2 protein-coding genes are annotated in these 1,246 nt (G+C 52.6%); both read right to left on the bottom strand.

Annotated elements, in window-relative coordinates; all coding sequences use genetic code 11:
* Positions 1-762, bottom strand: a 762-nt coding sequence (gene rfbF, locus AC1DRJ_RS28315; protein WP_477805052.1) for a glucose-1-phosphate cytidylyltransferase, incomplete at its 3' end; no start/stop codon positions are given.
* 12 nt (positions 763-774) lie between these two features.
* Positions 775-1,246: ferredoxin reductase domain-containing protein (locus tag AC1DRJ_RS28310; protein WP_477805051.1), on the bottom strand; the 472-nt coding region annotated here is incomplete at its 5' end.

Raw genomic sequence — 1,246 nt, 5'->3', positions numbered from 1 at the left:
TTTCCAAGGTGCCTTGCCATTTTGCCAAAGTTTTTCCAGCAGGTTTTTATCGTGCAGGGTATCCATTGGCTGCCAGAAGCCCTGGTGCTCGTGTGCCATTAACTGGCCGTCAGCTGCCAGCCCCATCAAGGGCTCTTGCTCCCAGACAGTGCTGTCGTCGATCAAGTATTCGAGGACTCGGGGGGACAATACAAAAAAGCCGCCATTGATCATGGCGCCGTCGCCTTTGGGCTTTTCCTTGAAGTTGAGAACCTGGTGTTGCTTGATGTCYAGCGCGCCAAAGCGACCAGGAGGATAGGTGGCGGTGAGTGTCGCTGCTTTGCCATGCTGTTTGTGGAAGGCAATGGTAGCGCTGATGTCTATATCACCGACGCCATCGCCGTAGGTGAAGCAGAACGCTTCTTCATTTCGGACGTAATCTGCCACGCGGCGCAAGCGACCGCCGGTCATCGAAGAATCACCGGTGTCGACCAATGTCACATTCCAGTCCTCGGCGCGCTTGTCGTGTACTTTCATGGTGTTTTCACGCATGTTGAAAGTTACATCCGACGAGTGCAGGAAGTAATTGGCGAAGTACTCTTTGATCAGATAGCCTTTGTATCCACAGCAGATAATGAAATCATTGATGCCGTGCGCGGAATACATCTTCATGATGTGCCAGAGGATTGGTTTTCCACCGACTTCGACCATAGGCTTTGGACGTACACTGGTTTCTTCGCTAAGGCGTGTACCCAAACCGCCTGCCAAAATGACCGCTTTCATGATTGCTCCTTATCAGTTTGAGCTTACAAATGCATCTGAATAAAAGTGCTTTACGGGCAGTCCCGAAGTCGTCAGTGCATCCCGTGCGGAATGAATCATGTCTTCCGAGCCGCAGGCATAGACGACCGATTGTGTGAGATCGATGGCATCCTTGATTAGCGCCGATTGTACATAGCCAGTACGTCCTGTCCACTGAGCGTCCGCTCGCGACAGTACCGGTATGAAGGTAGCATCCAGTCCCTGAAGTTGTGGGTTCCAGTAGATGTCGCTAAGCGTACGGCCTCCCCAATAGATGAAGACCTTCTTCCCGGCGGTCAGTGAGGGGTTGCCAAGCAATTGCTCAAGCATGGCCTTGACTGGGGCGATACCAGTACCGGTGGCCAGGAAAACTATATTCTTGACGTCCTTTTCACGCAGGCTGAAGGTGCCTAGCGGGCCTTCAAGTCGCAAGAGGTCGTTGGTCTTTGCACTGGCGAACCAGTAC

The sequence above is a fragment of the Pseudomonas sp. P5_B2 genome (assembly GCF_056400445.1).
The sequence above is the reverse complement of the archived record's forward strand: the minus strand, read 5'-3'. Positions and strand labels throughout refer to the sequence as shown.